General features: G+C 66.7%; 21 protein-coding genes. 4 read left to right on the top strand and 17 right to left on the bottom strand.

Features of this window, described 5'->3' with window-relative positions:
* Positions 1-129 precede the first annotated feature (129 nt).
* Positions 130-966: a cytochrome c gene (locus tag BLEFHOIH_RS09140; RefSeq protein WP_088344591.1), complete on the top strand. Its 837-nt coding sequence runs from the start codon at positions 130-132 to the stop codon at positions 964-966.
* 9 nt (positions 967-975) lie between these two features.
* Here BLEFHOIH_RS09140 and BLEFHOIH_RS09145 read toward each other — a convergent pair whose 3' ends face one another.
* The 11 genes from BLEFHOIH_RS09145 to BLEFHOIH_RS09195 all read right to left on the bottom strand — a co-directional run bounded on the left by BLEFHOIH_RS09145 (position 976) and on the right by BLEFHOIH_RS09195 (position 12,380).
* Positions 976-1,680: an ABC transporter ATP-binding protein gene (locus tag BLEFHOIH_RS09145; protein WP_088344593.1), complete on the bottom strand. Its 705-nt coding sequence runs from the start codon at positions 1,678-1,680 to the stop codon at positions 976-978.
* A 1-nt stretch (position 1,681) separates the two neighbouring features.
* On the bottom strand, positions 1,682-2,437 hold the full coding sequence (locus tag BLEFHOIH_RS09150; RefSeq protein ID WP_088344595.1) for an ABC transporter ATP-binding protein: 756 nt from the start codon (positions 2,435-2,437) through the stop codon (positions 1,682-1,684).
* Positions 2,434-3,423: a branched-chain amino acid ABC transporter permease gene (locus tag BLEFHOIH_RS09155; protein WP_088344692.1), complete on the bottom strand. Its 990-nt coding sequence runs from the start codon at positions 3,421-3,423 to the stop codon at positions 2,434-2,436. The genes BLEFHOIH_RS09150 and BLEFHOIH_RS09155 overlap by 4 nt, the downstream gene beginning before the upstream one ends.
* Positions 3,424-3,433: 10 nt before the next feature.
* Positions 3,434-4,318, bottom strand: a complete 885-nt coding sequence (locus BLEFHOIH_RS09160) for a branched-chain amino acid ABC transporter permease (RefSeq protein WP_088344597.1) — start codon at positions 4,316-4,318, stop codon at positions 3,434-3,436.
* A gap of 277 nt (positions 4,319-4,595) precedes the next feature.
* Complete coding sequence (locus tag BLEFHOIH_RS09165) at positions 4,596-5,846, bottom strand: ABC transporter substrate-binding protein (protein ID WP_088344598.1); 1,251 nt, start codon at positions 5,844-5,846, stop codon at positions 4,596-4,598.
* Between the two features lie 54 nt (positions 5,847-5,900).
* On the bottom strand, positions 5,901-8,294 hold the full coding sequence (locus BLEFHOIH_RS09170; RefSeq protein WP_088344600.1) for a xanthine dehydrogenase family protein molybdopterin-binding subunit: 2,394 nt from the start codon (positions 8,292-8,294) through the stop codon (positions 5,901-5,903).
* Complete coding sequence (locus BLEFHOIH_RS09175) at positions 8,291-8,776, bottom strand: (2Fe-2S)-binding protein (RefSeq protein ID WP_088344602.1); 486 nt, start codon at positions 8,774-8,776, stop codon at positions 8,291-8,293. The genes BLEFHOIH_RS09170 and BLEFHOIH_RS09175 overlap by 4 nt, the downstream gene beginning before the upstream one ends.
* On the bottom strand, positions 8,773-9,642 hold the full coding sequence (locus BLEFHOIH_RS09180) for a xanthine dehydrogenase family protein subunit M (RefSeq protein ID WP_088344604.1): 870 nt from the start codon (positions 9,640-9,642) through the stop codon (positions 8,773-8,775). The genes BLEFHOIH_RS09175 and BLEFHOIH_RS09180 overlap by 4 nt, the downstream gene beginning before the upstream one ends.
* Positions 9,643-9,855: 213 nt before the next feature.
* Positions 9,856-10,395: a hypothetical protein gene (locus tag BLEFHOIH_RS09185; protein WP_125461636.1), complete on the bottom strand. Its 540-nt coding sequence runs from the start codon at positions 10,393-10,395 to the stop codon at positions 9,856-9,858.
* On the bottom strand, positions 10,388-11,560 hold the full coding sequence (locus BLEFHOIH_RS09190; protein ID WP_088344608.1) for a pyridoxal phosphate-dependent aminotransferase: 1,173 nt from the start codon (positions 11,558-11,560) through the stop codon (positions 10,388-10,390). The genes BLEFHOIH_RS09185 and BLEFHOIH_RS09190 overlap by 8 nt, the downstream gene beginning before the upstream one ends.
* A 22-nt stretch (positions 11,561-11,582) precedes the next feature.
* Positions 11,583-12,380 (bottom strand): alpha/beta fold hydrolase, encoded by a 798-nt coding sequence (locus BLEFHOIH_RS09195; protein WP_245296932.1) that lies wholly within the window; start codon positions 12,378-12,380, stop codon positions 11,583-11,585.
* A 104-nt stretch (positions 12,381-12,484) separates the two neighbouring features.
* Between BLEFHOIH_RS09195 and BLEFHOIH_RS09200 the strand changes: the two genes are divergently transcribed.
* A complete protein-coding gene (locus BLEFHOIH_RS09200) occupies positions 12,485-12,889 on the top strand; it encodes a carboxymuconolactone decarboxylase family protein (RefSeq protein WP_245296933.1) in 405 nt (134 codons plus the stop codon).
* 87 nt (positions 12,890-12,976) lie between these two features.
* Here BLEFHOIH_RS09200 and BLEFHOIH_RS09205 read toward each other — a convergent pair whose 3' ends face one another.
* From BLEFHOIH_RS09205 to BLEFHOIH_RS09215, 3 genes are all read right to left on the bottom strand, one after another.
* The gene (locus BLEFHOIH_RS09205; RefSeq protein ID WP_088344612.1) at positions 12,977-13,966 is read right to left on the bottom strand and encodes a tripartite tricarboxylate transporter substrate binding protein; all 990 of its coding nucleotides are present in this window, start codon (positions 13,964-13,966) and stop codon (positions 12,977-12,979) included.
* 93 nt (positions 13,967-14,059) lie between these two features.
* The gene (locus BLEFHOIH_RS09210) at positions 14,060-14,878 is read right to left on the bottom strand and encodes a response regulator (RefSeq protein ID WP_088344614.1); all 819 of its coding nucleotides are present in this window, start codon (positions 14,876-14,878) and stop codon (positions 14,060-14,062) included.
* A gap of 538 nt (positions 14,879-15,416) precedes the next feature.
* On the bottom strand, positions 15,417-15,809 hold the full coding sequence (locus tag BLEFHOIH_RS09215) for a hypothetical protein (RefSeq protein ID WP_088344616.1): 393 nt from the start codon (positions 15,807-15,809) through the stop codon (positions 15,417-15,419).
* A gap of 406 nt (positions 15,810-16,215) precedes the next feature.
* On the opposite strand from BLEFHOIH_RS09215, the gene BLEFHOIH_RS09220 reads away from it, so the two are divergent.
* Positions 16,216-17,472, top strand: a complete 1,257-nt coding sequence (locus BLEFHOIH_RS09220; RefSeq protein ID WP_088344618.1) for a cyclopropane-fatty-acyl-phospholipid synthase family protein — start codon at positions 16,216-16,218, stop codon at positions 17,470-17,472.
* Between the two features lie 205 nt (positions 17,473-17,677).
* Here the strand turns inward: BLEFHOIH_RS09220 and BLEFHOIH_RS09225 are convergent, their stop codons facing one another.
* Complete coding sequence (locus BLEFHOIH_RS09225; RefSeq protein WP_245296934.1) at positions 17,678-18,226, bottom strand: isochorismatase family protein; 549 nt, start codon at positions 18,224-18,226, stop codon at positions 17,678-17,680.
* The gene (locus BLEFHOIH_RS09230; protein WP_245296935.1) at positions 18,226-18,816 is read right to left on the bottom strand and encodes a TetR/AcrR family transcriptional regulator; all 591 of its coding nucleotides are present in this window, start codon (positions 18,814-18,816) and stop codon (positions 18,226-18,228) included. The genes BLEFHOIH_RS09225 and BLEFHOIH_RS09230 overlap by 1 nt, the downstream gene beginning before the upstream one ends.
* Positions 18,817-18,934: 118 nt before the next feature.
* Between BLEFHOIH_RS09230 and BLEFHOIH_RS09235 the strand changes: the two genes are divergently transcribed.
* Positions 18,935-20,458 (top strand): 4-hydroxyphenylacetate 3-hydroxylase N-terminal domain-containing protein, encoded by a 1,524-nt coding sequence (locus BLEFHOIH_RS09235; protein WP_088344622.1) that lies wholly within the window; start codon positions 18,935-18,937, stop codon positions 20,456-20,458.
* A gap of 238 nt (positions 20,459-20,696) precedes the next feature.
* On the opposite strand, the gene BLEFHOIH_RS09240 is transcribed toward BLEFHOIH_RS09235, so the two are convergent.
* Positions 20,697-24,527, bottom strand: coding sequence for an AAA family ATPase (locus BLEFHOIH_RS09240; protein ID WP_170937077.1), 3,831 nt, complete (start codon positions 24,525-24,527; stop codon positions 20,697-20,699).
* Between the last annotated feature and the right edge of the window lie 63 nt (positions 24,528-24,590).

Genomic DNA, 24,590 nt, shown 5'->3' on the forward strand with positions numbered 1-24,590 from the left:
TCCTTTGACATCACGCGGAAATGCATTTTGACCAGCTTCCCCGCTTATGCGAGGAGGGTCCGCGTCATGCTGCGGCGACGGACTGCCCGACCCGCGGTCCCGGCACCCGCCCATCGAAGGACGACACGAATGCGCGCATTGGCCGTATTGGCGACTACCCTGCTTGCCTTGACCGGAACGCACGCGGCCCGCGCCGCTGAGCCCACACTCGTCATCACCCAGGACGGCAAGCGCCAGGACTTCACCGCATCGGCCCTGCTCGCCAGGCCCGACGCCGCAACGGTCAACGTTCCGAACGACGTCTCCTACGGCAAGGCGATGAGCTATCGCGCGGTGCCGCTCTTGAGCCTGCTCGGCAAGCTCGACGATGCCCGCTTCGATACGCTGGAGGCGCGCGCGACCGACGGCTTCACCGCGCAGATTCCGCTCTCGCTCGTGGCGCGCGGCGCGGCGGGCGGCTCCGTCGCCTGGGTGGCGGTGGAAGACCCGGCGAAGCCATGGCCGCCCCTGTCCCACGCCCCGTCCGCAGGCCCGTTCTATCTGGTCTGGGCGAATCCGGAGCGCTCCGGCGTGCGCGGCGAGCAATGGCCCTATGCCATGGCGAGCCTCACCTTCACCGAGAGCCCGGTGCATCGCTGGCCGCAGCTCGCATTGCCCGACGGCCTTCCGGCGGATGCCGCGCCACGCACCGGCCAGACCGTGTTCCTGACGCTTTGTTTCCCCTGCCACCGGCTCAACGGGGCGGGCGCGGGCGAAATGGGTCCCGATCTCGGCCAGCCGATGAACGCGGTGCGCTATCTGACCGATGCGGGCCTACGCGCCATCGTCCGCGATCCCCGCGCCGTCCGCACCTGGCCGGAGCAGCGCATGGAAGGTTTTGACCAGAAGACGCTCAGCGATGCCGATCTCGACGCGCTGATCGCCTATCTGCATGCGGTGGCCGACAAGACCGCGTCCGCCAAGTGATGGGTGAAGTCAAACCGAGCAGTAGCGCTCCTGAATCTCCGGGTCGGCGAGCAGGTCCTTGGCGCCGCCCGAATGCACGACGGTGCCCTGGTCGATGACATAGACCCTATCGGCCAGCCCCAGCGCCAGCTCGACATTCTGCTCCACCAGCAGGATCGTCGTGCCGGAGTGCTTCAGCGAGCGGAACAGCTCGAACATCTCATCGACCAGCACCGGCATGATGCCTTCGGACGGCTCATCCAGCATGATCAGCTTCGGCCCCGAAATCATCGCGCGGGCGATGGCGAGCATCTGCTGCTCGCCGCCCGACATGGTGACAGCGGTCTGGTCCAGCCGCTCGGCGAGGCGGGGGAAGGTCTCGGCCATCTTGGCGATCAGCTCGGCCTCGCGCTTCTTTTCGGGCGAGGCAACCAGCCCGAGCCGCAGATTCTCCCGCACGCTCAGCCCTTGCACGATGCGCCGTTCCTCCGGCACATAGCCGAGGCCCAGGGCAAAGCGCGCATGGGTCGGCGTCGGCAGCAGGTCCTTGCCCTCGAACGACACGGCCCCGGTGGTCTTGCCGATCAGGCCGATGATCGATTTCAGCGTCGTGGTCTTGCCCGCGCCGTTACGGCCGATCAGGCAGACGATCTCGCCGCGATTGACCTCCAGCGTGACGTCCTGCAGCACATGGCTCGACCCGTACCAGGCGTTCAGCTTTTCGACGCGCAGCATGTCAGTGCTCCCGCTGGCCGAGATAGACGCGCTTCACCGTCTCGTTGCGGCGGATGTCGTCGGGCGTGCCTTCGGCGAGCAGCTCGCCATGGTGCAGCACCAGCAGCCGGTCGCTGATGCCCATGACCAGCTTCATCTTGTGCTCGACGAGGATGACGGTGCGCTCCTCGGCCAGCTTGACGATCAGCTCCATCATCACCCGCGTCTCCTCCGGGCTCATGCCGGCGGTCGGCTCGTCGAGGAGGAGAAGGCGCGGGCGGCTGGCGAGCGCCATGCCGATCTCGAGCGCGCGCTGCTCGCCATGCGCCAATGCCCCCGCGACCCGCTCGCGGCGGTCCCACAGGCCAACGCGTTCGAGGATGGCGTCGGCCTCGTCGCCCAGTTCGGTCAGCCGGGCGCGCGGCCGCCAGATGTCGAAACGCGCCACCCGCGCCTGCGCCGCGACGCGGATATTCTCGTGCGTCGAAAGCTGCGGGAAGACGTTGGTGATCTGGAAGGATTTCGCCACGCCCATATGCGCGAAGCGATGCTGCGGCAGGCCGGTGACGTCGCGGCCCTCGAATTCGACGCGGCCGGTGCTCGGGCGGAAGGCGCCGCAGAGCAGGTTGAAATAGGTGCTCTTGCCCGCGCCGTTCGGGCCGATGATCGCGGTGATGGCGCCGCGCCGGAACTCGGCCGAGACGGCTTTCAGCGCGGTGAATTTGCCAAAGCTCTTGCCGACGCCGTCGGTGCGCAGAATGATCTCGCCCGCGCTCATGACTTGCCCCGCATGGTCAGCGTGCCCCAGATGCCACGCGGGAAAAACAGCACGCAGATCATGAACACCGCGCCTACAATGAGCTGCCAGTGGACGGTCCAGAGCGAGACGAGATTTTCCAGCATCAAAAACACCGCCGCGCCGACGAAAGGACCGAAGAACGTCCCCATGCCGCCGAGCAGGCACATCATTACGGCAAGGCCCGAGGTTTCGTAATGCATGATCTCGATGGGGACGGTTGAGAGCTGCAGAGCATAGAGCGCGCCGGCGAGGCCGCAGAAGGCGCCGGACAGGATGAAGGTGATGAGGCGCACCAGCGTGACATTGTAGCCCGACGCGCGCGCACGCTCCTCATTCTCGCGCACGGCCTCGATGACGGCGCCGAAGGGCGAGGCGAGAATGCGCGACAACACGATCAGCGCCAGGATGACGAAACCGGCGACGACGTAATAGCGCGTCATCGGATTGATAAAGTCGAAGCTGATGCCGAAGATGCCGATCTCGCGGACATTGATGCCGCGCAGGCCGTTTTCGCCGCCGGTCCAGTCCACCGCCTGATAGAACAGGTAATAGACGCATTGCGAGAGGGCGAGCGTGACCATGGCGAAATAGATGCCGCGCGTCCGCGTCGCCAGCGCGCCGATGGCCGCCGCCGTGATGACGCCGCCGAGGACGCCGATGGCGATGGCCGCGAACCAGGGCATGCCGAAATGCACGATGGCGATGCCGCAGAAATACGCCCCTGCCCCGAGCAGCGCGGCATGGCCGAAGGAGAGCAGGCCGAGATAGCCGAACAGCAAATTGAAGCCGAGCGCGTAAAGCCCGTAGATCAGGATGTTGATGGCCAGCGCCGTGAACGGCATGACCAGCGGAAAGGCCAGCAGGAAGGCCGAGACCAGCAGCACGCGGTAGCGCGTCGCCAGCTCCCGCCAGTCGAGATTGGCGTCCCGCGCGCGCGCCAGGGTGGCCTGTGATGCCTGGTTCATCGCCATGTCCTCAGCTCATCAGTCCGGCGCGGCCGAAGAAGCCTTGCGGCCGCACCAGCAGCACCACGGCCATCAGCGCGAAAATCGAGACCTTCGCCATTTCAGGCGCGAACAGCGAGGTGATGCTGACGACGATGCCGACCAGCAGTCCGGCCAGCACCGCCCCGAGCAGCGATCCCATGCCGCCGACCACGGTCACGACGAAAGCCTCCGCCAGCACCGGGCCGCCCATTTCGGGGATGACGCCTTGCAGCGGCGCGGCGAGCAATCCGGCCAGCGCGGCGATGCCGGTTCCGAGGCCGAAGACGACCAGCCAGACGCGGCGCACATTGACGCCGAGCACGCGGATGATTTCGGGGTCGCGGGCGCCGGCGCGGATGATGAGGCCGAAGCTGGTTCGCTCCAGGAACAGCCAGAGCCCGAACAGGATCACCGCCGTCGCGCCGATGACGAACAGCCGGTAGAGCGGGAAATAGCCGACGCCGATATCGACCGCGCCTTGCAGCAGCTCCGGCGTGTCGACCGGATAGCCGGTCTTGCCGAAGCCGATGCGGACGAGCTCGACGATGACATAGGAGAGGCCGAAGGTCAGCAGCAGCGGATAGTCGATGCCGCGCCCGTAAAGCGGGCGGATCAGCACGCGCTCGACGGCGAGGCCGATGCCGCCGACGAGCAGCGGCACCAGCAGCAGGCAGACCCAGAAATTCACCCCTTGCGTCATGAGGAAGAGGCCGGCATAGGCGCCGAGCATGTAGAAGGCGCCATGGGCGAAATTCACCACCGTCAGCATGCCGAAGATCAGCGAAAGGCCGATCGCCAGCAGCACGTAGACGGCGCCGAGCGCGACGCCGGTAAAGAGCTGCAATGCGATCAGATCGAGGGTCAAGCCTGCCATGCGTCACTCCCCGGCGCCGCTTTTGGGCCAACGCCAGCGTTGCATCGAATTAAATCCCGTCGCTCACAGTCCACGCTGACCTCGGCACAGTTCGAGCGCTTGAAGCGCAGCGTTGCAACTGGTTCCCTCTCCCTTGGGGAGAGGGACAGGGTGAGGGGTTGCGCCCTATCGATAGTCTACAACCCCTCACCCCCCGCCCTCTCCCCAAGGGAGAGGGGGCCGATCCGTCGCGCCTTGGCACGGAGAAAGACCGCACCGTTGCGCAGTCATCATCCGATCACGCCTTATGGCCGAGTTCGTCGCAGGTGCGCAGGTTGGCCTCGTTCGGCGCTTCGGTGGAGATCACCTCGAAGACGTCTGACGGGTTGCGCTGGCCTTGCGCCTTGGACTGGATGATGAACACCGACTGCACCGACTGGTGGTCGCATTTGCGGTAATATTGCGGGCCCTTGTAATAGTCGTATTTCAGGGCCTCCATCGCCGCGATCACCTTGTCGGTCTCGACGCTGCCCGCCGCCTTCGACGCTTCCAGCAAAGTGCGCACGCCGGCATAGCCCATGGCGCCGTAATCGGAGGGATATTTGTTGGCGTAGAGCTTGCCGAAGGCCTCGTTCAGCGCCTTGGCCGAGGCGACCTGGTCGCCGACGCCCCAATAATAGGACGTGCCGCCGATGACGCCCTGAAAGGCCTGCGCGCCCGCTGCCTGACGGCCGGTATAGAGCAGGATCGGCGCGACGATCTGGATGGATTTCTTCAGCCCGAAATCGGTCGCCTGTTTCAGCGCGATCTGCTGGTCGCGGCCGAAATTGGAGATGATGAGCACGTCCGGCTTCATCGCCTGGATGCGCGGCAGGAGCGTCGAGAAATCGGTGGTCGCGAGCGGGTGGCGGATGTCCTCCAGCGGCTCGATGCCGAAAGCCTCGCCCGCCTTCTTGAAGCCGCGCACCATCTCATGGCCATAGGCGTAATCGGCGGTGAGGAAGGCGACTTTCTTGCCGAATTTGGGGAACACGTAACGGCCGACCGCGCCCGCCGTCAGATGCGGGGTCATCGCCTCGTGGAAGGTGAATTTGCTGAAATCGGCGGCTTCGTTGATGGCGTCGGACTGGCTGATCGAATTGTAGATGATGCCGCGTTCCTTGGTGACGTTGTTCACCGCGAGCTGCACCGAGGCCGACAGGCTGCCGACGATGAAATTGACCTTCTCGTTCTCGATCAGCTCCAGCGCCCGCGTCGCGCCCTCGCCCGGATTGAGCTTGTCGTCGCGCACCACCAGTTCGGCCTTGCGCCCGTTCAACCCGCCGCCCGCATTGAACTCGGCGATGGCGAGCTGCGCGCAATTGACCTGGTCCTGGGCTTCGGTGCCATAGGGGCCGGTCAGCGGCACCGGGAAGCCGATCCGGATCGGTGCTTCCTGGGCGCGGGCGAGGTTGATGCGGAACGGCGAGACGGCCAGCACCGCGCCGGCGCCCGCCGCGCCGATCAGGCCGCGCCGCGAAATGCCGGGCTGCTTGGGTTTGCGAGACATGAATTCCTCCCTTATCGTTCTCTTTGATTATTCCGTGCCCTCTTGCCGAGGGTCTCAGATGCGCCCCAGCGCGGTCAGGATCAGCTCAGGCGTCAATGGGATTTCGGTGATGCGCGCGCCGAACGGCGACAGCGCGTCGTTCACGGCGTTCGCCACGCAGGCGGCCGCGCCTGCCGTGCCCGCCTCGCCCGCGCCTTTGGCGCCGAGTTCGCCGTCCTTGGTCGGCGAGACGATGTGGCCGACATCGATATCGGGCATCTCCGCAGCCATCGGCACGAGGTAATCGGCCATGGTCGCATTGGTGAGCTGGCCGCGCTCGTCATAGCGGCAATGTTCGAACAGCGCCGCGCCCAGACCCTGCACCACGCCGCCGCGGATCTGCTCGTCGACGAGCTGCGGATTGATGATGGTACCGCAATCCTCGACCACCCAGTGGTTCAGCAGCGTGATGAAGCCGGTTTCGGTGTCGACTTCGAGCCAGGAGGCCTGGATGCCGTTGGTGAAGGCGAAGGGGAAGTCGCGCGGCACAAAGTGGCGCACGGCCATCATCTCGGCCTGGAAGCCGGGCGGCAGCGTGTCGGGGCGGTAATAGACGATGCGGGCGAGCTCCTCGAGCGGCACGCGCTCGGCGCCGGTCGCGGCATCGATGATCTTGCCGTCGCGGATGTCGAGCGTGTCCGGGTCGGCCTGCAGGATGCTGGCGGCGGCGGCGAGGATGTTGCGGCGGAGCTGCTTGCCGGCCTGCAGCGCCGCTTCGCCGCCGATGCCCGCGCCGCGCGAGGCCCAGGTGCCGCCGCCATAGGGCGTGTTGTCGGTGTCGCCGAGGGTGACGCGGACGCGGCTCATCGGCACGCCGAGCATGCTGGCGACGATCTGCGCGGTGAGCGCTTCGGAGCCCTGGCCCTGCTCGGTGATGCTGGTCTGGCAGATGATGGCGCCGGTCGCGTCCATGCGCACCGCGACGCCATCCTGCGACGAGATCCGCGCGCCGCCGACGCCGTAAAAGGCAGGGCTCGGATTGGTGACTTCGATGAAGCTGGCGAGGCCGATGCCGCGATGGATGCCCTTGGCACGCAAGGCGGCCTGTTCGGCGCGCAGAGCCGAATAGTCCATCATCGCCAGCAGCTTATCGAGCGCGGCGTGATGCGACAGCGCCTCGAAGCGCAGGCCGGAGGGCGAGGCGCACGGATAGGCGTCGTCGGCGATCAGGTTGCGGCGGCGGATGTCGGCCGGGTCCATGCCGATGGCGGCGGCGGCCAGATCGACCAGCCCTTCGGTCACGGAGCAGGCGATGGGATGGCCGACCGCGCGGTATTGGCAGGTGACGTTCTTGTTCTGGAAGACGACGCGGGCCCGCGCCCGGTAGTTCGGCGTCGTGTAGGGGCCGCCGACGAGGTTCACCACCTGGTTGGCCTCGATGGCGCTGGTGCGCGGATAGACCGAATAGGGGCCGATGCCGGTCAGGTCGTCGATCTCGAAGGCTGTGATGGTGCCGTCGGCCTTCACGGCGGCGCGGCCCTTGCAGCGATGGTCGCGGGCGTGGATGTCGGTGTTGAAGCTTTCGAGGCGGTCGGCGACGAATTTCACCGGACGGCGCAGCAATTTCGACAGCGCCGCCGTGGCCATGTCGTCGGCATAGACATGCACCTTGATGCCGAACGAGCCGCCCACGTCCTTGCAGACGACGCGCACCTGCGATTCGTCGAGCGCCAGATGCTTGGCGAAGATGTTCTGCATCATATGCGGGGCTTGTGTGCCCTGGTAGACGGTCAGGCGCTCGTCGCCGGGGTTCCAGTCGGCCAGGATCGAACGCGGCTCCAGGGTCACGCCGGTATGCCGTCCGAAGACGAATTCGGCCTCGACGACATGATCCGCCTCGGCGAAGGCGGCGTCGACAGCGCCTGCGTCGAGATTGCGCTCGAAGGCGAGATTGTCGCCGAGTTCGGGGTGGATGACCGGCGTCGCCGCATCGAGCGCCGTGCGCATGTCGGCGACCGGCTCCAGCTCCTCGTAATCGACCATCACCCGCTCCGCCGCGTCCTCCGCCGCCGCACGGCTCGTCGCGACGATGGCGGCGACCGCCTCGCCCTGCCAGCAGGCGCGATCAACGGCGATGGGATATTGCGGCGCCGATTTGAGGCCCTTCAGATGCGACAGCACGCCGACCCAGGGCGTGCAGACTTTCGCCAGCTCGGGGCCGGTGACGATGGCGATGACGCCGGGCATCGCCGCCGCCTCGGCGCTGTCGATGCCGAGGATGCGGGCATGGGCGTAGGGCGAGCGCAGGAAGACGACATGCGCCATGCGCGGCAAACTCATGTCGCTGACATATTGGCCGCGCCCCTGCATCAGGCGCTTCAAGTTCGGACGCGGTACGGCGCGGCCGATATAGGAATTGGGCCGGTCCAATTCGCTGAGGCCGGGGCGGGTCGTCGGTGCGTCCGTCATGATTTGGCTCCGGCGCGGGCGCGGGCTGCGATCTCCACCGCGTCGATGATGGCCTGATAGCCGGTGCAGCGGCAGTAATTGCCGGACAGATGCTCGCGGATGGTGGCGCGGTCGGGCGTCGGATTGCGGGCGAGCAGCTCATGCGCGGTCAGCAGCATGGCGGGGGTACAGTAGCCGCATTGCAGCGCGTTGCGGTCGCGGAAGGCGGCTTGCAGCTCGTCGAGCGCGCCGCTGTCGGACAGGCCCTCGATGGTCTCGACGGACTTGCCGTCCGCCTGCACCGCGAGCACCAGGCAGCCGCGCACGATCTCGCCATCGAGGCGCACGGTGCAGGCGCCGCAAACGCCATGCTCGCAGCCGATATGCGTGCCGGTCAGGCCCAGATTTTCGCGCAGGAAATCGGTTAGATGGATGCGCGGCTCGACCTGCGCCGCGACGGTTTCGCCATTGACGGTGAGGGTGATGGGGGTTGGGGCGATCATGCGGACGCCTCGGCGCGGCCGAGCAATTCGTTGACGCAGCGAGCCAGCAGCGTGCGTGCGAGGTGGAGGCGCATGGCGGCGGAAGCCTGATGATCGTTCTGCGGCTGAAGATCCGCCGCGAGCGCTGCCTGCGCCTCGGCGAGGATGGCGGGGGAATGGCGCTGCTGTAGGATGCGCGCGGCGGCGGGGCACGACCCGGCGCGCTCGCCGACGCCGAAATAGACGAGACGCAGCGCATCGATGCGGTCGCCGGCCGGCTTTCCCTGCGCGGCGAGGCCGACGATGGCGTAATCCCCCATGCGGCGCGCATATTCGTGAAAGAAGGCGCGTTCGCCGGAGGCGAGGGCCGGGAGTTCGATGGCGATCAAAATCTCGTCCGGCGCAAGCGCGGTCTGGTAGAGGCCGAGGAAGAAATCGGCGGCCTGAACGCGCCGCTGGCCGGACGGGCCCTGGATCACCAGCGTCGCGCCGAGTGCCAGCATGCAGGCGGGGAGTTCGGAGGCAGGGTCGGCATGGGCGAGGTTGCCGCCGATGGTGCCGCGATTGCGGATGGCCGGATGGGCGACATGCGCGATGGCCTTGGCGAGGAGCGGCGCGTGCGCGGCGATCTCCGGTGAGGTCAGAAGGTCGGCGTGCCGCGTCATGGCGCCGATCTTCAGCGTTCCACCCTCGACGCGGATGCCGCGCAAGGCGGCGATCCCGGTAATATCGACCAGCAAATCCAGCGACATCAGCCGCAGATTGAGCGCTGGCAAAAGGCTTTGTCCGCCCGCGAGGAGCTTGGCGCCCCCGCCGCCACGGACGAGCATCTGAACGGCCTCATCGACGCTGGCCGCGCGGGCATAATTGAAAGCCGCAGCTTTCATTAGGCATTTCCCTCTCCAACAGCGATCTTTGCCGCATTTCCCTCACTACAGCGTGCGGAATTGGCTTCGTCAAGGCTTATTTATCGACTGATTAATATTGCGCCACAGAGGTTTAGCTGCGCGGCGCGATGCACCCCGGCGGAACCGCCCTGGTCGGAGAGAGTGACGAGCGACGCGGCCAGCCGAAATGCCCCCGCGCGTGCCGGATCCACGCTAGATGCAGCCGGACCTGACGAGGCTTTTCAACAGCCGGTGCGAGGCGCGGTTGAGCAAGGTGTCCATCTCGACCAGGTCGAAGACGGGGCGGGAGCGGAAATAGGAGCGGGCGGAGAATTTTTGCAGATATTCGCCCCAGCCGGTGCGCTCGGTGACCAGGTAGGTCTGCAGCGTCTTGTCGGCATCCAGCCTGTACAGCCGGGCGCGCAGCTCGATCTTGGTCCTGAGCAAAAGCGGCAAGCCGATCGGACCGAGGGTCAGATCGCCGTAAGAGCCGCCGCGCGCGGAGAGGAAAATATCGACGGCGCAGTCGCTGCCGTCGCCGGCGGTCCTCTCCGCCGCAGGCGGGAGCGCAAAAATCTGGCCGAGGCGGGTCAGCAGGAAATTGTCGCGCTCCTGCTTTGGCTGCTGGGTCAGGAGCGCGATCAGGCCGCCGATATCGGCGCTCGGGACGATGGCCAGACGGCCGAGATACAAACGCTGTACTGTCATGTGAGCGAGTTGAGCCGCCAGCGACTGCCCGGCGGGCTCAATCATTTTTCTCAAGCCATGCCGTCAGACGCCCCATGGCCTCGCGGAGCGCGGCGGGCGAGCGCTGATAGCAGATGCGGAAATAGCCCTCGCCTCCCGGGCCGAAGGCGCTGCCGGGGGCAAGGCCGATATTGGCCTCATCGACCAGCCGCATGGCGGTATCGAGCGAACTCGTCACGCCGTCAATGCCGAACATCAGATAGAACGCGCCCGCCGGCCAGGCGAAGCTGACATTGCCGAACGGCTCGATGGCCGAACAGACGATGTCGCGGCCCGTCCGCGCCCGCGCGATCTGCCCGCGCGCGTCCGCATCGCCCTCGGTCAGCGCGAAGGTGCCGGCGGGCTGCAGGAAGCTCGCCACGCCCGACGTGTTGTACTGAATCAGGTTCTCGATGGTCTGGCCGAGTTCCGGCGGCGCTTGCAGCCAGCCCATGCGCCAGCCGGTCATCGCCCACATTTTGGAAAAGGTCTGCACGAACAGAATGCGGTCGCCCGGCTCGCGCAGGGTCTGGAAGCTCGGAGCGAGATCGCCGTCGTAATAGAAGCGGCCATAGATCTCGTCGGCGATGATCCAAAGGCCCCGGTCGCGCGCGAAAGTAAGGATGGCGCGCAGCTCCTCCTCGCTGGCGACCCAGCCGGTCGGGTTGGAGGGCGAATTGATGAACAGGGCGCGCGTCCGCTCGGTGCAGGCGTCGAACAGGCGGTCGAGGTCGAGCGTCCAGCCGGTCTTGCCGAATTGCATCGGCACGAAACGCGGCACGCCGCCGCGCGAGAGAATGGCGCCGGCGAAATTCGGCCAGCTGGGGCCGGGCACGACCACCTCGTTGCCATGGCCGACCAGCATCTGCACGCAGATCTGGATCGCTCCCATCCCGCCGATGGTGGAAAAGAATTCCTCCGGCTGCATCGGCCGGTCGTAGAGGCGCGACATATAGCCGGCGATCGCCTCGCGCAGCGGCGGGATGCCGCGCTGATAGGTGTAGAAGGTCTGCCCCTCGGCCAGCGCTGCGCTCGCCGCCGCGCGGATCGGCTCGGAGGTCGGCGTCTCGCCTTCGCCGGCCCAGAGTGCGATCAGCCCGTCGCGGTTGCGGCCATAGTTGAACAGCTTGACGATGCCGCTTTCGGGAATGGTCCGGGCGGATGCGGCAAGCTGGCTGATGAGGTCCGACATGCAGTCTCCCTGAATGATTGCGTCAGCGATGCGCGTCGAGCCAGGCTGCGATCTGGCCGACGACGGTGCTCTCTATTCCGAAATAGCCATGCGGCGATTGTGAGCCGCAATTGCCCGAGCGCTTTTCGCCGCCTTCGACATAGAGCAATTTGGCCTCCGGCGCGTGCGACAAAGCGGCCGCGATGCGAGGCGCATCCTCGGCGAGCGCCACGCGGCAGCGGCTGTCCCGATTTGCGACGATGAGGGCCGGAACGGTGACGCGGCCGGGCGAGGCGTCGAAGACGGTTTCGCCGCTTTTGCTCTCCCGGGTGACGGATTCGGTGAGGACGACACCGGCGATTTGGCCCTTGGGCAGATGGGCGGCGCCGTTCATGGCGGCGATGGAGCCCTGGCTGGTGCCGAGCAGGAAGACCGGACCCGGCGCCTCCTTATGGGCAAAGCGGACGAGATCCTCGATGACGCGGGCATAGTCGGGCGAGCTGCGCTCTCCGCGCATATTCTCCCCGTCCAGCGCGTCCGGGATCACCACCGCATAGCCATGCGCCAGCCACATCTCGCGGGTGCGGACGACGAAATTCTTGCCATGGGCGAGATCGCCATCGTCCTCGATGCCGAGATCGCCGGCGCCGCCTGGCAGCATGACGATGGTGCCGCGCGGCGCGGCCGGGCGGGCATAGAGCACGCGCTGCGTGCCGCCGCCGCTCAGCGCCAGATCGCGGACGGCGCCGGACTGGGCTTCAGCCGCCCGGACCGGGCACGGCATGGAGAGAAGGAGCGCCGCGCCCATCAGGAGAGCGAAGCGGAAAGGCATTTTCGTCATGGACAGGCCCCGTTGTTGCAGATGTCATCCAGCGGACGTTGAACGCGGAGCCGAGGATGCTACCTTCGAGGCAACCTGTCCAACCCGCAACCCCGGTATCAGCCATGCGCCTCCTCACCGACCGCGAACTCTCCCCCGAAGCCGCAGCCATCTTCGCCGACATCCGCGCCACGCGCAAAACCGAATATGTGAACAATTTCTGGCGGGCGCTGGCGCATGATCCGGCCGCGTTGAAGCGCACCTGGGAGAGCATCAAGCAGATCATGGCCCCCGGCGCGCTCGACGCCAAGACCAAGGAGCTGATCTATATCGCCGTGTCGGTCGCGACGGGCTGCGATTATTGTATCGCCTCGCACACGGCCTCGGCGCGGGCCAAGGGCATGAACGAAGCGGAATATCTGGAGCTGGTCTCCGTCATCGGCATGGCCAGCGAGACCAACCGCCTCGCGACCGCGCTCCAGGTGCCGGTCGACGAGGTGTTTCTGATCGTAAATGAGGCTGGCCGGTAACCGTATCGTTTCCGGGCCCGGCGCATCGGGCAGGCCCTCTCCCCGGCCATGGGAGGCGGCCTGCCATCTTCCGCGCGATCCCCTCCCCTACTCGACCTTGCCGATACGCTGGACGGCGGCGATCAGGCGGGCGCCGTCGGCGTCCATGAAGCGCTTGAAGGCTTCGGCATCGAGATAGGCGGGCGGGCTGCCGGCCGACTCGAAGGCTTTGGCCGTCTCCGGCTGGGCCATGGCCTGCTTCACGGCCTCGCCGAGCCGCGCCTTGATGGGGCCCGGCACATCCTTCGGCGTGAACAGGCCGGCCCAGATGTAGAACTCCACATCCTTGAAGCCGAGTTCCTTGAAGGTCGGCAGCTCGGGGAAGCTGTCGATGCGTTCGCCGCCCCAATTGGCCAGCACCCGCACCGTCCCCGCATTCACATGCGCTTTCAGCACGCCCGGCGCCGAGGCGAGCGCCTGCACTTCACCGCCGAGCAGCGCCTTGACCGCCGGTCCGGCGCCCTGGAAGGGCACATGCAGCAGCTTGATGCCGGCGGCGAAGGCGAACATCTCCATCGACACATGCAGCGTGCCATAGGCGCCGGATGAGCCATAGGGGATGATGCCCGGGCGCTTGCCCGCATCGTCGATCAGATCCTGCAGCGTCTTCCACGGCGCGCTGGCGGGCACGGCGAGCAAGGTCGGATCGGCGAGGATGCGGGCGATGGGCGTGAACTGGTCGACCTCATAGGGAGGTTTGCGGCCGTAAAGGCGTTCCGATTCCGGTAGCACCAGCAGCGATGACAGCGACATCAGCAGCGTATAGCCGTCGGGCGCCGCCCGCGCCGCCGCCGCATTGCCGATGGAGCCGCCGCCGCCGCCCCGGTTCTCGACGATCACCGGATGGCCGAGAATCTTTTCCAGCGCGTTCGAGACCGGGCGGGCGGCGAGATCGGCCTGTCCGCCCGGCGGAAAGGGCACGATCATGGTGACGGTGCGCGTCGGCCAGTCCGCCGGAGCGGCGGCACGCGCGAAAGGCGCCCCGGCCGCAAGGGCCGAGGCCGCGCCGAGCCCTTTCAATATGTCTCTGCGATGCATTGTTTGTTCCTCCCTGTCTTATGCATGCACAGCACAAGACAGCTCCGGCGCGATGTCAAATCGTTTGCCGGAGGGGGAGGAACGAGAGCCAAATCAAAAGGTCTCGACGGGAATGGCGAAGACATAGCCGACGCCGCGCTCGGTGAGGATGAAGCGCGGCGCGCTGGGGTCGGGCTCGAGTTTCCGCCGCAGGCGCAGCACGTGTACATCGATGCTGCGGTCGAAGACGTCCTCATGCATCCGCGTCGCATGTAGAAGCTGCTCGCGGCTGAGCGCGCGCTGCGGCGCGCCGAGAAAGGCAACCAGCAGCGCATATTCGCCCTTGGTCAGCGTCACCGGCTGGCCTGTGGGGTTGAACAGGCGCCGGCTGCGCCGCTCCAGCCGCCAGCCGTCGAAACGATAGCCGCCCTGCTCCGGCTCACGCCGCGCCGAGATCCGGCCAATATCGTAGCGGCGCAGGACGGCGCGGACGCGGGCCAGCAATTCCCGCATGCAGAACGGCTTGGTGACGTAGTCGTCGGCGCCCAGTTCCAGCCCGACGATGCGGTCAACTTCGTCGAGCCGGGCCCCGGTGGTGATGATGACGGGGACATTGCGCGAGGTGCGGATCTCGCGCAGCAGGTCGAAGCCATCCTCGCGGCCGAGCCGAAGGTCGAGCAGGATGAGGCTCGGTTCCGACGACGCGAAATGGGAGAGCAGGTCCTGCCGCGACGAGGCGGTGGCCGCCACCAGCTCGTTCGCCTCGAAATATTCAACGAGCATCTGGCGCGTCGCCTCGTCGTCATCGACGATCAGGATCCGCGGAGGCTTGGTGATGACCGGCTCGCTCACGACAGGCCGGCTGCCGGAATGCGCCGTCCCGCTGGGCTCATCCGACGCATCATGCAGAACCGCGCAGCTAGACAACGCCATGGCTCGCTTCCCTTCGCTTTGGACCCGTACCGGCATGACCGGGGCGGCCTGCCGAGCGCCGCCCGGCCGACCGCCGGTCAACCATATCTGTGCCATCGTTGCGCCTAGGCCTACTAGGGTCAGTTAGGATCATCTGTTTCCATATGAAAGAAGGCACCATTGTGTGCGATGCAAAATGAACGGAAGCGATCGAGACTTTGACCGAAGCTGGGCGCAGCCGCATCACCCTCAGGGGCGACTGGGAAGGCTTGTGCGAAGATGCTGTGCAGGATTACGGGCAAATCGCCGCTTTTGATGGCGCACCGGCGGTTATGCTCGCCGCTTTGGGAGCGTCGCCGGGACCGAGGGCCACCGGGTGATAACGCGCGAGGTCCGCCGCCGGATTCCGCCGCGCGGCGATATCATCGCGGGCGGCCCGTGCGGTTGACGCTTGCCTTGTCAGGCCGCCATTCACCGGAAGGGGCGTTGGAGTGGGTAAGGCTGATGCTTCTGCAAGCCTCGGAGCGGCGAGGCGGGGCGGGCGGAGACGGCGTCCGGCTCAGTTGAATTTCGGCATTTCGACGCTGCCCGACCGGCTCTTGCCGAGCGCATCGCCGAAATCGCGCATTTGCTTCTCCCCGAGTCCGAAGGACACCGAAAACCCGTCCGAGGTTTCCATCGTGACGATGAAGGTGGTGCCGTCGGACGCCTGCTCGATGCGCAGCGTCTGGGCGGGGTAGACCAGACGCAGGCTCTCGTCGCGGTAGCGCAGCCGCAGCGCCTGCTCCATCAACTGCGGCAGCGTCAAAATCAGCGACTGCAAGCATTCGACGGGAAAGTTCAGCGTGCCCAGGTCGCCGTCCGGCTGAGTAAACCCCATGCGGAGCCGGCATCCATCGGCCGAGATCTCCAGGGCGACCAGTTTCTCACCGGTAATGTCCTTCTGCGTCATCGCTCCACGGCCTCCTGCGGGGGACCAGCGCGGCGGGCCTTAGCGATGCGGCCGGTCGCCCTTAAGCGCGAAGCTGGCCGCGGTCGATGTCCCGGGCATGTCACCAGGCGCGAAGTCAGGTTTCATTCGTAGTTTTGGCGGGCAATGCAGCCCAAGTGGCACGTCTTACTTTCGTAACACGCTTAACCCGTCTTGAAATGGTGACGTAGCGCGGCGCGGCAAACCTTAGGGATCGTTAGGCTTGGAAGGCCGATGGCGGCAGACAATCCGCCGGCGGCGGGCGAAGACCCGGTAAGGCCGGCCGCTTACGCCCTGTCAGGCCTCATTAAGCTGAGCGGCGCATTGGCGTTGCCGTACCCGCGCCGTGGAAACGCGCATTCTCCTCATTCTATGCAGACATCACACCATGCATTCGATGCTTCGTCTCCTTCTCAGCCTTGTCGTGCGGCATGGCCATCTCGAGGTCGAAACCGCCGGTGGCGCACGCTTTACGGTCGGCGACGGCAGCGGAGGACCGCTGACCATGCGCTTCACCGACCGCGGCGCCGAGTTCCGCTTCATGACCAATCCCGAACTCGCCTTCGGTGAGCTGTTCATGGACGGGCGGCTGATCGTCACCGGCGGCTCGATCTACGACCTGATCGCGCTCTTCCTGTCGAATATGGGCTCGCGAAAGCCCATCGGCTTCATCAAGCTGCGCCGCGCGCTGCGAACGATTTTCCGTCCCTTGGCGCAGTTCAACTCGAAGCGGCGGGCGCGGCGCAACGTCGCCCACCATTATGATCTCGACGGCCGCCTCTACGACCTCTTCCTTGATTTCGACAAGCAATATAGCTGCGCCTATTTCGAGCATCCGGACCAGGGGCTGGACGAGGCCCAGCTCGCCAAGCGCCGCCATATCGCGGCCAAGCTCCTGGTCGAGGAGGGGCACCGGGTACTCGATATCGGCTGCGGCTGGGGCGGCCTTGCGCTTTATCTCGCCGAGCATTGCGGCGCCCGCGTCACCGGCGCCACCTTGTCGGAAGAACAGCTCGGCGTCGCGCGGGCGACGGCCCGCCAACAGGGGCTCGCTGGCCGCGCCGAGTTCCGTTTGCAGGATTACCGCGCCGTGACCGAGACGTTCGACCGCATCGTTTCGGTCGGCATGTTCGAGCATGTCGGCGCCGGCTATTACGACACCTTCTTCCGGAAGGTGTCTGAATTGCTCACCGATGACGGCGTCATGCTGCTGCACTCGATCGGCCGCGTGGACGGACCGGGCAGCACCAATCCCTGGGCCGCAAAATACATTTTCCCGGGCGGCTACGCGCCCGCGCTCTCCGAGGTGATGGCCTCGATCGAACGCTGTCGCCTGGTGGTGACGGATATCGAAATCCTGCGTCTGCATTATGCCGAGACCTTGCAGGCATGGCGGGCGCGTTTCTTGGCCCGTCGCGAGGCGGCGAAGCAGCTTTATGACGAACGCTTCTGCCGCATGTGGGAATTCTATCTGGCGTCGGCCGAGGCCAGTTTCCGCTATGATGGGCTGGTGGTGTTCCAGATCCAGCTCGCGAAGCGCCAGGAGGCGGTCCCGCTCACTCGCGACTATATTGCCGCGCGCGAAGACGCATTGCGCGGCAAGGACCAGCGCCACCGCCCCGGCTTGCGCATCGCGGGTGAATAAGCGGCGTCCGCCCCCGCCGCAGCCCCGCGAGCGGGGATCCCAAATGCTCTCGGCGACGCTATCGGTTCAGCCCCGAAACCGGGGAACGAGGCTTGCATGGCACGAAGCGCGGCGGGTGTCAAAGCGAGTGTGACGCAAACAGGGCGGGGGTAACGCGCTTCGGGCCGGGATGCCGATCCTGCGGCCCGCTCCGCTCACCGCCGGCTCATTTCATCAGCACGACGGCTTCGCGGAAGCGGGGATGCTCCGCCGTCTCCAGCCATTCGAAGATCGCCATTTCCGTGGTGATGGTCTCGGCACCGGCCCGCGACATCCGCTCGATGGCGGCTTCCTTATTCTCCGCCTTGCGCGAGCCGAGCGCGTCGCGCACCACGAAAACCCGGCGATCCTCGTCGAGCAGCCCCATCACCGTCTGCAGGACGCAGACATGCGCCTCGCAGCCCACCACCACGACCGTGTGACGGTCGGCGGGCAGGAAGGTCCTGAAGGCTTCTTCTCGGGTGGCGTCGAAACTCTGCTTGTGCAGGGTCGGGTAACCGCGCTGCGCGATGGCGGGAACGCTGGGGCCGAGCCCGGCCGAATTCTCCTCGGTGACGAAAGCCGGGATTTCGAGCAGGGCCGCCGCGTCCATCAGCCGGCCCGCATTGGCGAGCGCGGTCTCGGCCTCATGGATGGCGGGCATCAGCCGGGCCTGGAAATCGATGATCAACAACAGCGAGCGGCGCGCATCGAGCAGCATTCCGGTTCCCTTCATCACGCCCCCTCCAGCTCCGCAATCACCCGGCCGACCTGACGCTGCATCAAAGCGCGCGGCGCCACGTCGAACATGCGGATCCGGCGCGTATGCATCAAGAGCAGCAGGCCCGTCGCATGGGCGAAGAGATCCGCCATCGCCGCCCGCGCATTGTCCACCCCGCCGCCCATCGCCGCAACAGCTTCGCCGACGGGCATGAGGCTCGCCTCGAGCGCGGCGTTGAGCTCGCGGTCCCGGTCGCGGCCGAGCCCTTTGGGCCGCATGCCGCCGCGAAACAGGTAGAAGCCGAGATCGAGGTCGCGCGGATGGCGGGCGTAGAAGTCGAAAAAGGCGAGCGCCGCCGCTTGCAACCGCTCGGGGGGCGTGGTTGCCGCCGCGACGGCCCGGTCGACCTCCGCTTTCAGCCGGGCGAGCGAATCCATCAGCATTTCGGCGTAAATGGCCTCCTTGGACTCGAAATGGAAATAGAGCGCGGCAGGCGTATAGCCCGCCTCGGCCGCGATGGCCCGGAGCGAGGCGCCGTCCAGGCCTTCGGTCTCGAACACGCGGCGCGCGGCCTCAAGAATGAGGTCACGCCGGAGCGCGCTCACTGCCTGCTTCCGCTTCGATCCCCGCTCGACGCCAGCCAAATTCCCGCCTCCGCTTGAACTGCAATTCTAACAGTGTTAGATTTTTCATTCAAGCGTTTGAATGAACCGGAGTTCCGCCATGCTGATGAGCGCCGCCGACTTTCGCGACTCGCTTCGCCGCTACAGGCCGCGGGTCTTCGTCAATGGCACGGCGGTCGCCAGCGTCGCCGATGAGCCGCTGCTTGCCCCCGGCATCAACGCCATCGGCGTCACCTATGATTTCGCGCGGCAGGCCGAGCACGCGGCGCTGATGACGGCGCGGCAGGGCACCTCCGGCAAGACCGTCAACCGGATGCTGCATATCGACGAGAACGCGACGGATCTCCTGCGCAAGCTCGAGGCCATCCGGCTGGTCTGCAAGACCTCCGGCTGCGCCCAGCGCTACCTGTCGCATGACAGCCTGAACGCCCTGTACCAGGCAACGAAGCGCACCGACGACGCGCATGGCACCGATTATCATCAGCGCTTCCTCGCCTATCTGCACCGCGTCCAGGACGAGGATCTGACGCTCGGCGTCGCCATGACCGATGCCAAGGGCGACCGCTCCAAGCGCCCGGGCATGCAGGCCAACCCGGATGTCTATGTGCATATCAAGGAGCGGCGGCCGGACGGCATGGTCATTCGCGGCACCAAGGCCATCGTCACCGGCGCGCCCTATATGCATGAATTCCTGGTGATGCCCTGCCGCAGCCATACGCGCGAGGATGCCGAATTCGCCGTCTGCTGCGCGGTGCCGGTCGATGCGCCGGGCGTGACCATCGTGGCGCGCCCCGCCGGGCGTCCGGGAGAGGCGGCGGCGAAATTCTCGGCGAAATACGGCCAGTCGACCGGCGTCGTCCTGTTCGACGACGTCTTCGTGCCGCATGACCGGGTGTTCCTCGCGGGCGAATATGAGGAAGGCGGCTTCCTCACCACCTCCTACGCCACCCATCACCGCCATTCCTGCATCGGCGCCCGGGCCGGATTCGGCGACCTCCTGATCGGCGCGGGCGTGCTGATGACCGAGGCGAACGGCCTCGACCCCGACCGCCACGGCCATATCCGCGACGCCATGGTCGAGCTCATCACCATCGTCGAGGGTTTTTTCGCCTGCGGCGTCGCGGCGTCGGTCTACTGCCAGGCCGATGCCGCCGGGTCGGTGATGCCGGATGCGGTGTTCTCCAACATCGGCAAGCTGCTGCTCGCCACCAAGATCTACGACATGCACCGTCTCGCCCATTACGTCTCCGGCGGCCTGATCGTCGCCCTGCCCGGCCCCGATGAGGACCACAATCCGGAAACGCAAGGCTCGCTCGCCGCCGTGCTCGCCGGTCGGCCCGACATCCCGGCCGAGCAGCGGCTGGAAGTGTCGCGGCTGATGGAGGACCTGACCGCCTCGCATCAGGGCGGCTGGTATTCGGTGATTTCGCTGCATGGCGGCGGCTCGCCCGAGGCGATGAAACGCGAGATCTGGCGCAACTATCCGGTCGCCGAGCGCAAGGAGCTGGTCGAGCAATTGCTCGATCGCGGAATCCTCGACACCGGCCAGCGCGTCTCGAAACAGCCGGGGCGCTGCTGCCCGACAGGCTGCGAAGCGCCCAAGCCCGCGATTGCGGCGGAGTGATGCGCGGCGTCCCGCGCACACAATTGTCATCCCCGCGCAAGGGGGATCCAGTAAAGGGCAACATTCGCGGTGACACGCCGTTTGAGACGCGACGGCCGCGGAGGCCTGGATTCCCGCTCTCGCGGGAATGACAAGAGTTTTGGTCAGTCGTCTCGATATAAACTGGCCGACGACTCTTCGAGCATCAGCACGAATCTGGGAGTGTCGCGCCGACGGCGGCGGCCCTCCCTTCCCTACCCTAGATCTCGATCTTGGCAAGCCGCGCGATCTCGGCGCGGGCGCCCTGGTGTTCGGCGACGGCCATGGCCTGGGCCAATTCCTCGCGCGCGTCGGCCAGCCGGCCCAGGGCGATCAGGATCTCCACGCGCTGCCGCCGCAAGACCGCCTCGGATTGCCGCTCGCCGGTGACCGCCGACATCGCTATCGCCGCGTCCACCTCGGCGAGCGCCTGCTCCGGATTGCCCTGCTTGAGATGCACCTTGGCCATGCAGCCGAGCTGGTAGGGCCGGAACATGCGGCTGCGCGACTCGTCCGCCGCTGCCATCGCCGCCTTCATGATCTCGACGCCGAGCTCCACCTGCCCGTGCTTGACCAGCAGGAAACCCTCGTTGAAGCGGAACCACTCTTCGTAGAATTTCAGCCCATGCTCCTGGCAGAAGGCGATGCCCTCGGCGAACAGCGTGGTGGCCTCATTGACCGATTGGCGGTGGGTCGAGACGAACAGCCGCATCAGCAGCACGATGGCGCGGGTCACGGAATTCGAGGCCTGGCGGGCGCGGTTGGTGGCCTCGGCGACGGCGGCGATGGCCTCGTCATAGAGGCCGAGCGCCCAGAGCACGTTCGACATGTTGGCCAGCGCCAGCACCAGCTCGTCGACGCCGAAGGTGATGTCGTCGCCCGCCTTGCGCGCATCCTCGAACGCGTCGATGACGGTTTGCAGATGCACGCGGGCCGGCTTGTACTCGCCCATCAGATTGAGCGTCTGCCCCATCATGCAATGCGCCAGCAGCAAGCCGTTGCCGGAGGCGCGCGCGACGTCCAGGAATTCCTCCGCCAGCACCAGCGCCGCCGGCAATTGCGAGCGGCCGAGCAGCACGTTCCACAGGCCGCATAAAATGGCGAAGCGTTCCGGAAGCGGCGTCGCCTCGTCGATCAGCTCGTGGGCGCGCTCGAAAACGCTCTGCCCCTCCTCGGCGGCATAGCCATGCACGGCCATCACCGCCGGGCCGACGGTGGTGAGAAGCTGGCGCTCCCAGCGGTTGCGGTCCTCCTTGGTCAGGGACGGCGCGTTGCGCAGCAGCTCGAGGCCCTTGGCGAGATGCGCGGTCGCCTCGCCATTGGCCGAGCGCTCGACGGTCAGCTTGGCCGCCGTCAGCCAATAGCCGAGGGCTTCGCTCGGCATATTGGCGGCGGTGTAATGATGCGCGAGCAGCGCCGGGCGGCCTTCGGCCTCGTTCGGCAATTGCTGCAAAATGGCCTCGGCGGCGAGCGCATGGAGCTGCTGGCGGCGGCTTTTCAACAGGCTCTGATAGGCCGCCTCCTGCACCAGCGCATGGTTGAAGGCGAATTCCCGGTCGGCGGGGGGCGGCCGCTTGGCGATCAGGCCCGCCTCGGTCAGCTTAGCGAGCGCGGCCTGCAATTCCTGCGGCGGCTGCTTGGCGACGGCCTCCAGCAGCGGCTGCGAGAATTCCCGGCCGATGATGGCGGCGATCTGCGCCGTCTGCTTGGCCGAGCCGAGCCGGTCGAGGCGGGCGGTGAGCGCGTCCTGCAAGGTGGCGGGAATGATCTCGGGCGCAAGGCGCGCGTCCTCGCCCTGCCGCGCGCAGTCCTCGAGCATCGACTTGGTCAGCTCCTCGACGAAGAGCGGCACGCCGTCGGTGCGGGCGGCGATCCGGTCCGGCAGGTCCGCCGGCACCTCCGCCTCCGGGCTGAGCGATGCCACCATGGCGCGGACATCCTGCGCGGTCAGACCGGCGAGCGGCAGCGTATGCACATGGTCGAGGCAGTCCCAGGCGGGCGCAAAGCCGGGGCGGGAGGTGATCATCAGCAGAATCGGCAATTCGCTGACGCGCTCGGACAAGAGGTCGAGCAGCTCGAGCGAACTCGGATCGGCCCAATGCGCGTCCTCGAAGATCATCAAGAGCGGCTTCTTGCGCGACAGGTGCTCGATCTGGCTGAGCAGGGCGGCAAAGGTCTTGCGCCGCTGCTGCGACGAGGTCAGGCCGAGCGGCGGATGATTGTCGTCGAGCGGCAAGGCCAAGAGATCGGCAAAGAGCTGCACCCGCCCGCTGACGCGCGAGGAGGCGTCGGCCAGCAGGGCCTCGAGCTTGTCGAGCCGCTGCCTCGGCTGGTCGTCGCTGCGGAAGCCGGCGGCGTGCTCCAATTGCTGGATGAAGGGGTAAAGCGCGATCTCGGCGTGAAAGGGCGAGCATTGATAATGCAGCGCGTGATGCCGGGCGTCATCGCCATTCTGCCGGCCAACCATGCGGGCGAGCCGCGATTTGCCGATGCCGGCGTCGCCGGTGATGACGTGAATCTGGCCGTGGCCCGCCTGCGCCTCCTCCCAGGCATCAAGCAGGCGCTTCAGCTCGGCCGTCCGGCCGATGAAAGGCGTCATCGCCGCGGTGCGGGCGCCGAAGCGGCTGGCGGCGCGCCGCTCGCCCAGCACCAGCCAGGCCTCGATGCGCTCGTCAGGCCCCGCCGCGACCGGCGGCAATTCCCGATAGTCGAACAGCGTGCCGACCAGCGCGCGCGTCTGCGCCGACACCACGACCCCCTGCGCATCCGCCGCCGCCTGCAGAAGCGCGGCGTGGCGCGGCGCCTCGCCGATCAGCGCCGGGACATAGTCGTCCGGCGCGCCGTCGAACTCACCCGCCACCACCGGGCTGGTGGCGATGCCGATCTGCAGCCGAGCCGACTCGTTCAAGCGGCCGCCAAGGCGCGGAAATTGCGCGATCAGCGCCAGCCCGGCGCGGATGGCGCGCTCGATGCCGTGTTCGTCGGCCTCGCGGTAGCCGAAATAGATCATGGTGCAATCGCCCGACAGCGGCCCCATCACGCCGCCGAAGGGCGCCACGATCTCGGCGCAATGCCGCCGGTGCGCGGCGATGGCGGTGTGCAGCTCCTCGGGATCCATCCGCCCCGCCAGCGCGCCCACGCCCTGCAAGCCGCAGGCAAGCACCGTTATTTGCCGGCGCTCAAGGCTCGGCGCGGGGCGCTGCGACCGCCGCGCCGGCGGCGGCGTCTCCGGCAATTCGGGCATTCCGCCCCTGGCATCGACGTCCAGCACCGGATGGGTGCGCAATTCGCGGATGCGCCGGTAGAGCGCCGTCGTCGACGCCTCGGGCTTGACGTTCAGCTCGCGCGACAGCGTATCGGCGCAAAGCCGGTATTGCTGCATGGCGGCGGCGTAGCGACGCTGCTTGCCGTAAAGCTCCATCAGCGCGCGATGGGCATCCTCGCGCAAGGGATCGAGCGCCAGGATGCGCGTGGCGATCGAGATGCCGCCCTCGATATTGCCGGCGGTGGTGTGATGGGCGAGCAGACGGCCGAGCACGTCGAGCGCCTTCTCGCGGAATTGCTGCCGCACGAGCCGCAGCCAGCTTTCGAAGGCCGGGGCGCGCAGATCGAGCCCGTCCAGGAACACGTCGCGATAGAGGCCGGCGGCCTTGGCGGTGTCGGCGATATCAGGACTGTAGGCCAGGAGGTCGAACTGGATGACATCGACGGAGACCCCGGCAAGGTCGAGCGCGATGGTGTCGCCTTGCGTTGCGATCCAGCGTCCGCCGATCGCGGGCAGGCTCTTGCGCAGCAGGCTGAGCGTCTGGCGCAGGCTCTCCCGCGCCTGCTGCTCGGCGCTATCCTCCCATAACAGCGCCGCCAGCTTCGCGCGCGGCTGCGGCTGGCGGTTGTTCAAGGCCAGATAGGCCAGCAGCGCGGCGGCTTTCTTCGTCGGCAGGCGGATGACACCGCCATTTTCCGCTTCCAATTGCGGGACGCCGAACAGCCGCAGGACCAATCCCTCCACCTCAATCACCCCGATATTTTTTTCCGCAATCTCGATTTTCACGAACTTATCACGCTGGCTTTGCGGCATCGGTGACGGTCACCGCGTAGGACTAAAGTGCAAAGC

Source organism: Rhodomicrobium sp. R_RK_3 (assembly GCF_002198715.1).
Classification (GTDB): domain Bacteria; phylum Pseudomonadota; class Alphaproteobacteria; order Rhizobiales; family Rhodomicrobiaceae; genus R-RK-3.

Coding starts and splice junctions, on each gene's coding strand:
- BLEFHOIH_RS09140 (WP_088344591.1), top strand. CDS start 130: ATGCGCGCATTGGCCGTATTGGCGACTACCCTGCTTGCCTTGACCGGA.
- BLEFHOIH_RS09145 (WP_088344593.1), bottom strand. CDS start 1,680: ATGCTGCGCGTCGAAAAGCTGAACGCCTGGTACGGGTCGAGCCATGTG.
- BLEFHOIH_RS09150 (WP_088344595.1), bottom strand. CDS start 2,437: ATGAGCGCGGGCGAGATCATTCTGCGCACCGACGGCGTCGGCAAGAGC.
- BLEFHOIH_RS09155 (WP_088344692.1), bottom strand. CDS start 3,423: ATGAACCAGGCATCACAGGCCACCCTGGCGCGCGCGCGGGACGCCAAT.
- BLEFHOIH_RS09160 (WP_088344597.1), bottom strand. CDS start 4,318: ATGGCAGGCTTGACCCTCGATCTGATCGCATTGCAGCTCTTTACCGGC.
- BLEFHOIH_RS09165 (WP_088344598.1), bottom strand. CDS start 5,846: ATGTCTCGCAAACCCAAGCAGCCCGGCATTTCGCGGCGCGGCCTGATC.
- BLEFHOIH_RS09170 (WP_088344600.1), bottom strand. CDS start 8,294: ATGACGGACGCACCGACGACCCGCCCCGGCCTCAGCGAATTGGACCGG.
- BLEFHOIH_RS09175 (WP_088344602.1), bottom strand. CDS start 8,776: ATGATCGCCCCAACCCCCATCACCCTCACCGTCAATGGCGAAACCGTC.
- BLEFHOIH_RS09180 (WP_088344604.1), bottom strand. CDS start 9,642: ATGAAAGCTGCGGCTTTCAATTATGCCCGCGCGGCCAGCGTCGATGAG.
- BLEFHOIH_RS09185 (WP_125461636.1), bottom strand. CDS start 10,395: ATGATTGAGCCCGCCGGGCAGTCGCTGGCGGCTCAACTCGCTCACATG.
- BLEFHOIH_RS09190 (WP_088344608.1), bottom strand. CDS start 11,560: ATGTCGGACCTCATCAGCCAGCTTGCCGCATCCGCCCGGACCATTCCC.
- BLEFHOIH_RS09195 (WP_245296932.1), bottom strand. CDS start 12,380: ATGACGAAAATGCCTTTCCGCTTCGCTCTCCTGATGGGCGCGGCGCTC.
- BLEFHOIH_RS09200 (WP_245296933.1), top strand. CDS start 12,485: ATGCGCCTCCTCACCGACCGCGAACTCTCCCCCGAAGCCGCAGCCATC.
- BLEFHOIH_RS09205 (WP_088344612.1), bottom strand. CDS start 13,966: ATGCATCGCAGAGACATATTGAAAGGGCTCGGCGCGGCCTCGGCCCTT.
- BLEFHOIH_RS09210 (WP_088344614.1), bottom strand. CDS start 14,878: ATGGCGTTGTCTAGCTGCGCGGTTCTGCATGATGCGTCGGATGAGCCC.
- BLEFHOIH_RS09215 (WP_088344616.1), bottom strand. CDS start 15,809: ATGACGCAGAAGGACATTACCGGTGAGAAACTGGTCGCCCTGGAGATC.
- BLEFHOIH_RS09220 (WP_088344618.1), top strand. CDS start 16,216: ATGCATTCGATGCTTCGTCTCCTTCTCAGCCTTGTCGTGCGGCATGGC.
- BLEFHOIH_RS09225 (WP_245296934.1), bottom strand. CDS start 18,226: ATGAAGGGAACCGGAATGCTGCTCGATGCGCGCCGCTCGCTGTTGTTG.
- BLEFHOIH_RS09235 (WP_088344622.1), top strand. CDS start 18,935: ATGCTGATGAGCGCCGCCGACTTTCGCGACTCGCTTCGCCGCTACAGG.